Consider the following 7,075-nt stretch of genomic DNA (forward strand, 5'->3'; position numbering starts at 1 on the left):
ATTAAATCCTCCTCATTCCTATGTTTTAAGTTTTATTATGTGCTAGAAAATTGCGCTTATATGAAAAGATATAAAAAGAAAAATTTTGATCAAATTGATATTTTGATTCTTTTATCAAAAACTGCTTTATTTTTTATTAATTTTGATTTAATTAATATAAATAAAATAATTAAAAATCAACCTGGTTATATCATGAAAAATATTTCAGCGATTCAAGAATTGTTAGCACTGAGTGGGAAACCAGGCAATGTACCTGTAGACCTCATGGCATTTTTTTTATATTTAAAAAAAATAAAACGGTTAGAAAAATCAGGAGATAATTTTAATGCATTCGCTATGAGCACTGACGAAATGGAATGGTTTTCTGAGATTATTGAACACATGATTGGGTACAGTGAAAAAGATTTGCGTTTTCAGATTGCTATTGCAAAATGGGACGGAAGCGAACAAATAAACCATTGGTCCTTTTTGGAGTTTAATTTTATAGGATCCCAAAATCCACCTTCTTTAGATATTTTGATTTGTGATCCACTAGGTTTTATGCAATCACTCGTTTTAGCTAATTTATTAAGCAACATGATGAAGTTTGGTATTTTGAGTAAATTATGCCCTCTAAAAATCTATATTCCCGTAGATATTTTACAAGCAGCGGGTCGTACATGTCCTTATTTTGTGACGGACAGTATCTCGATGTTATCCAATCAAAATAAGTACTGTCCAGTTTATGATTATATGAATACTCATCAACAGGAGAATGAAACGGACAAAGCAATTAGTACATTAAAAAGTTTTCGTGAATCCATGTCGTCATTCGTAGAAGAAGATCTTGATGATGTATATAGTTTTGACTTAGTGGTTGGTCATTTACCTGCCAGGCTCTTACGAACAAAACATTCTGTAACTGATTTAGAAAATGAAGTTCAAAATTCTGCGGAACATAGAGACGAAATTGTTAACAGTAAGGGTGAGACTGCGTGGGTATCCATTAGTAAAAATTTATTTTTTGTTAAAGATCGTACAGGAGATAACAAGTATCGGAATATGAGAGTGAACAAGAAGATGGAAAAATTGGGGGAAAATGTAAAAGAAATATCCTCCACATTAAATTCAGAGGAGGATATTCAATTGTTCTTTGAAGCAGTGCACAGGCATCGACTATTTAGTTTAGAAAAATTGATAGGAAAAACTGCTAAAACATTCGGTTATACTTATTCTTAGCATTCAGGTAAATTAACAGCCAATCCCCCCATCGAGGTTTCTTTATAAATACTTTGCATGTCCATTCCTGTTTGTTTCATGGTCTTGATTACTTTATCTAGAGAAATTTGGTGTTGACCATCACCAATGAGTGCCATTCGTGTTGCATTCACTGCTTTTACTGCACCCATAGCATTGCGTTCAATACAAGGTATTTGTACTAAACCCAAGACTGGATCACAGGTCATACCCAAATGATGTTCCATGGCAATTTCTGCAGCATTTTCCACTTGAGCAACGGTTCCTCCCAGAACTGCTGTAAGACCTGCTGCAGCCATAGAGGAAGCAACACCAACTTCGCCTTGGCATCCCACTTCGGCCCCAGAAATGGAAGCTCCTTTTTTATAAAGTATGCCTATAGCTGCGGCAGTAAGGAAATAGGTGTAAATGTCTTCATCACTCATTTTATCGTGTGCATGCTGGCAATATTTTAGTACCGCTGGAATAATGCCTGCAGCACCATTAGTTGGTGCGGTAACGATGCGTCCACCAGCTGCATTTTCTTCATTGACTGCCATGGCATAAAGATTTAACCAATTCATAATATCGGATTGCTCAAAAACGCTTTTTACTCCTTTTTCATTCATAAGTTTTTTATATAAATCAGGAGCGCGTCTTTTTAAATTAAGCCCTCCAGGTAATATGCCATCGTGTTTACATCCATTGGCAATACAATCATCCATGACCTTGGCAATTGCCAAAATACCTTTATGGATATCTTCTGTGCTACGCCAGGTTTTTTCATTAATTAACATTAATTCCGCTATGGTTAAATTATTTTTCTGACACAGTTCTAGAAGTTGGGCTGCTGTTGAAAATGGGTATGGAGGAGGGTTTGTATCTTCAGTGGCTTTGGAAAAATCTTCTTCAGTAGTAATAAAGCCACCGCCAATTGAGTAATAAATCTGTGCAATTAATAAATTGTTCTGGTTATCAAAAGCAGAAAAACGCATTCCATTAGAATGTTTTGGCAAAAGTTCTTTTTGTAAAAAAAGAAAATCAGTTGCTTCGTTAAAGTTAATATTTTTCTTACCTGCCAGGTTTAACGTATGGGAGTCGATGATTTCATGCATACGAGGCACCATAGACTCGGGGACAACAGTTTTGGGAGCCTTATTTTCCAGCCCATTTAAAATGGCTTTATCTGTCCCATGACCTTTTCCGGTTAAAGCCAGCGAACCATAAAGTTCGGTTTTAACCCGGTGAACTTGATTCATGAGTTGTTTGTCTTCCAGTAATTTTAAGAAAGCATTAGCAGCAAGCATCGGCCCTACAGTATGCGAGCTTGATGGGCCAATTCCAATGGAAAATAAATCAAATACACTGATATTCATGTGGGATAATCTCTTGTTACAATTAGTGCAAAGTGTAGAGAAATCTTAATTATTTGTCTATTTTAATTATAGTGGACTATTTTCTTTAATGATTTGTCGTGCATCCTTTCCTGGATTAGTCTATAAATTGATATGCATTAAGATTATCCTTAATGTAAGGAGCTTTATAATATAGTTACAATTAATCGCGCTAAATACTGGTAATTTTCTATGAATTTAGGCAGAATTATGTTGCATTTTAAAATGTAATATTTTTCTTTAGCAAAAAATTAGAAAGATATGCACAATAGAAAGACTACAAGGGGATTCTTTATGAAGATGAAATTGGTCACTGCGGCCGTCATGGGGCTGGCAATGTCTACTGTAATTGCTGCTACTGATGCTACATCGCTTGTTACGGATAAAGATAAATTATCTTATAGTATTGGTGCTGATTTAGGGAAAAACTTCAAAAATCAAGGTATTGATATTAATCCGGACGCATTAGCTAAAGGAATGCAAGACGGAATGTCTGGTGCCCAATTGATTTTGACTGAACAACAAATGAAAGATGTTCTGAATAAATTCCAAAAAGAGTTGATGGCAAAACGCAGCGCTGAGTTTAATAAAAAAGCTGAAGAAAACAAATCTAAAGGCGAAGCCTTTTTATCAACTAACAAATCAAAATCTGGCGTAGTTGTATTGCCAAGCGGCTTGCAATATAAAGTTATTGAAGCAGGCACAGGAAATAAACCCGGCAAATCGGACACAGTAACTGTTGAATACACTGGTACTTTAATTGATGGTACTGTATTTGATAGCACTGAAAAAACAGGTAAGCCAGCTACATTCCAAGTATCACAAGTAATTCCTGGTTGGACTGAAGCATTACAATTAATGCCTGCCGGTTCTACTTGGGAAATTTATGTACCTTCAGATTTAGCTTATGGTCCACGTAGTGTAGGTGGTCCTATAGGTCCAAATGAAACTTTGATTTTCAAAATTCATTTGATCTCTGTGAAAAAATCTGCCTAATCATAAGGAGGGATTTTCTCTCCTTATCGTATCCCGCTCTTGAAAACAAGAGTGGGATTTCTTTTAGAGAACAAGTTATCCTGCCTTAGAGAGCTCCGCAAGATGAACAAGCGTCTATTTATTGTTTTCATTTTAGGTTTTTCCTCTGGCTTACCAATGGCGCTAATCAGCAGTACCCTGCAAGCATGGTTTGCATACAGCGGGATGTCAGTTATCGCTACTGGAACATTAAGTTTAATTAGTTTGCCTTATGCTTATCGTATTTTCTGGGGGCCTGTTCTGGATCGTTATTCCTTATTTAGCATGGGGAAAAGGCGAAGTTGGATTTTAAGCATGCAATGTTTATTGCTTCTCGGATTTAACTTAATGGCTTGGTTTACTCCGGCACAATATCCTAAATTAATGGCTTTTCTTGCTTTGATTTTAGCTTGTTTTTCTGCTACCCAAGATATAGCAATCGATGCTCATAGAGCAGAATATTTGCCAACTAATGAACATGCTTTAGGAGCTTCTTTAGCAGTATTAGGCTACCGGATTGCTTTACTATTATCCGGTGGTTTGGCTTTGGTTCTGGCTCAGAAATTAGGCTGGGATTTTACTTATCGTTTTATGGGCCTCCTGATGATTGCTGGTATGTTTGCGGTGTTCTTTAGTCAAGAGCCTAGTGTTGAAATCAAAGAAAAGAATAATTTTGTTTTATCTTTTGTAGCTCCTATAAAGGAATTGATATTTCGTCCAGGAGTTATTCCTCTTTTACTCTTTATATTTTGTTACAAGTTAGGAGAAGCATTTACAACGACTACCAGCGGAATTGTCATGCCTTTTTTAATTCAGGGGCTTGGTTTTTCTTTAGAGACTATTGGTTACATCAATAAAATGTTAGGGGTTGGGTCCATCTTGCTTGGGGGGGTGTGTGCAGGATTTTTATTGATGCGGTTTTCTTTATATCGCTCATTGCTTTTTTTTGGCTTACTGCAAGCATTAACTAATGTTTTATTTGTTGCTTTGGCCATAGCAGGAAAGAACGTTACCTTATTGGCAATGGCCGTCTTTTTTGACAACTTTGCAGCAGGCATGGGGTCTACAGCATTGGTCGCCTTATTCATGCGTTTAGTTAATAAACAATACACAGGAACTCAATTTTCGATGCTTGTGGCTTTATCGACAATACCTCGTATTATTTCTGGGCCTGTCGCGGCAAGCATTCAAATGGCTATAGGCTGGGTTGGTTTGTACCAACTCTCTGTTATATTTGCTTTAGCGTTTATCCCTTTTTTAATCGTGATCAAAGAGCAAACTAAAGAAAATCAACAAGATTTAGATGAAGTAGAGAAAGAGGGAGAATTGAATCCTGTGCAGTAATCAAGCAAAAAGCTGCGATTTTATGCGTTCCAATAGTCACATGCTTCTCCATTTCTGTGTCCTAAAATCGAACATTTAGACGCAAGATAGCGAATTGTAAACAGCCCCTACTACTTTTCTACATATATTTTTTATTTAATTTGATGACAATACCACTGACGCCAACCAAGAGTAATCCAATTAAAATTAAGGTAATTGGCCAGCCTATAGTGTGAGGGAAATGCTGACTTGAAAAATATAAAATGAAGCCCAGTGTCGCTAAGCTTGCAGTTATGAGTAAGACTCGGCTGCTTTCTATAATGGCCATATAAATTAAGCCACAAGCTAATCCCAAATAAAGTATTTCATAAGGTTTATTTTTAACGATGTCGAAGGCTACTAAAAGTAGTGCCAGTGATGAGATAAAAAAAAGTAATCCTGCGATACTTTGATATTTTGAGTGATTTATAAATGAACTGACAGCTAATAAGGATGCACTGAGAATAAACCATTTTAAGCGCTCTGGCACACCGAGTAATTCGAATGCTGCCAGGAAAAAAGAATAAAGAAAAATCAGGGTAATAAAAGCCAATACAGTAAGCCTGGTGCTTATAAATGCAATGCCATGCTGCAGAAAAAGAATGAAGCTTACCACGAGTACTCCCCAGGTAGGCATTAAGATGGAAGTGTATTGCGATAAGAGAGTAAGTAATCCGCTGGCTTCAAGAACCGCAGCAACAAGAAATAAAGGAGCTGTGATTTTATATTGCTTCTCTTGATAATAAAGACCCAATAGGAAAATTAAAAAGCCAAAGCTCAAATTTAAAATAATACGGCTATTATCTTCTGTATAAGCAAAAAGGATCCATCCAAATACAATTGTCGTGATTGTAAGAATGAGAGGCTTATTCAATAAAATGGCGAAACGCAGATGCGTGAAATAGATAATAGCTATGATTAATATCCACCATATTGGCAACATTAAATCGTATTCCTGCAATAAAATGACAAGACCTGTGGGTTCAAGGAATAGGGCAATCAAGAATAAAGGTGTCGAAGCTTTTTGGTAATTAGGGTATTTTAGACATACAAATGCCAAAATAAATGAGCAAAAGCCAAAACCTAGTGTCAAAGTAACACGCTCGTAGACATTAAAGTCTTGCCATTTCATGGCAATCAAGGCACTAATACCTGCAAAGATAAGTATCCCACCTATATAGCTATACAGTTTATTTAACCAATTTGTATCATTTACAGAGCTTATAGCCTGAGAGGGATTTAATGCCGATGCTATTTCTCTAATGTCGATTTGGTAGCGTTTGGCTAGCTCAACAATTTTTTCTAACGCATCTTCTTTATTCATGGTTTAACCCAACCAATAAATTGGACATTATTCGAAGTAAAATAGCGTGTGTTTAAATTGTATAATTTGACGCAAGTAGAGTTCTTTTTGAGGCATATCGTATTATTTCGATAGTTACTGCCTAGAAAAAGATCTGATAGTAAGCCTGCGTTTAAATTATCATTATTGGTGTATAGGACATAACCATCAGGAGACTCCAGTGAGGTATCCAGTTTAAATTGTTTGGTTGATTGCACCACTTCTTCTTTAAAAGTTGTAGTGTTGTTAAGGTTTGGAAAATCTATAGGAATTTCTTGTACCTTTTGCTTTTTTGCGTCAAAAAAATAGAGCTTTTTAACTCCCCAATAATTGTTTTGAACTTTTGAATATTGAGCTACTAACCGATTATTTTTAACAATAAAGTTAACTTGCACAGGAAAAGGTGAAGTAGAAGAGTCCAAGATAGAAAATAAAAGACTATAACGTGGAGGATCTGTTTTAAAAAAAGGAATGTTTGAAATAACGAAAACAAGCATGAGCAGTATTGGCAATGACAGTCCAGCCACCAAAGTCAAATGACTTTTTATCCACTTAGTCGACATCTTAATTCCTTAAGTTGCGTAAAGCGCATATTGTGCTTCCTTATAGTATAGGCTGATTTTTAGTTTAATATTGGCAAGATTAATCGTAAAAAGGAGGTTGTACTCGACGGACGACCGCTTTTTTGGCTCTACCCCAAATAAGGGGGCACTTTAATCAAGTTAGTCTAGACTAACTAATTGATTTC

General features: G+C 36.0%; 6 protein-coding genes. 3 read left to right on the forward strand and 3 right to left on the reverse strand.

What is annotated here, in order from left to right; translation table 11 throughout:
• The first annotated feature begins 60 nt into the window (after positions 1-60).
• A complete protein-coding gene (locus A8O27_RS00845; protein ID WP_235810513.1) occupies positions 61-1,218 on the forward strand; it encodes a YopJ family acetyltransferase in 1,158 nt (385 codons plus the stop codon).
• Here the strand turns inward: A8O27_RS00845 and A8O27_RS00850 are convergent.
• A complete protein-coding gene (locus A8O27_RS00850; RefSeq protein WP_058459404.1) occupies positions 1,215-2,591 on the reverse strand; it encodes an L-serine ammonia-lyase in 1,377 nt (458 codons plus the stop codon). The two genes, A8O27_RS00845 and A8O27_RS00850, sit on opposite strands and share 4 nt — an antisense overlap.
• 312 nt (positions 2,592-2,903) lie before the next feature.
• Here A8O27_RS00850 and bamJ point away from each other — a divergent pair, with 312 nt between their 5' ends.
• Both bamJ and A8O27_RS00860 read left to right on the forward strand, forming a co-directional pair.
• Positions 2,904-3,605: a BamJ family beta-barrel-assembly machinery protein gene (bamJ, locus tag A8O27_RS00855; RefSeq protein ID WP_058459403.1), complete on the forward strand. Its 702-nt coding sequence runs from the start codon at positions 2,904-2,906 to the stop codon at positions 3,603-3,605.
• Between the two features lie 102 nt (positions 3,606-3,707).
• Positions 3,708-4,967 carry an AmpG family muropeptide MFS transporter gene (locus A8O27_RS00860; protein WP_058459402.1) on the forward strand — a complete coding sequence of 420 codons (1,260 nt, stop codon included), beginning with the start codon at positions 3,708-3,710 and terminating at the stop codon, positions 4,965-4,967.
• Between the two features lie 118 nt (positions 4,968-5,085).
• Here A8O27_RS00860 and A8O27_RS00865 read toward each other — a convergent pair whose 3' ends face one another.
• Positions 5,086-6,309 (reverse strand): hypothetical protein, encoded by a 1,224-nt coding sequence (locus A8O27_RS00865; protein ID WP_058459401.1) that lies wholly within the window; start codon positions 6,307-6,309, stop codon positions 5,086-5,088.
• Positions 6,306-6,890, reverse strand: coding sequence for a hypothetical protein (locus tag A8O27_RS00870; protein ID WP_058459400.1), 585 nt, complete (start codon positions 6,888-6,890; stop codon positions 6,306-6,308). Before A8O27_RS00870 ends, A8O27_RS00865 begins: the two co-directional genes overlap by 4 nt.
• Positions 6,891-7,075 lie beyond the last annotated feature (185 nt).

Source organism: Legionella bozemanae, from assembly GCF_001648595.1.
Classification (GTDB): domain Bacteria; phylum Pseudomonadota; class Gammaproteobacteria; order Legionellales; family Legionellaceae; genus Legionella; species Legionella bozemanae.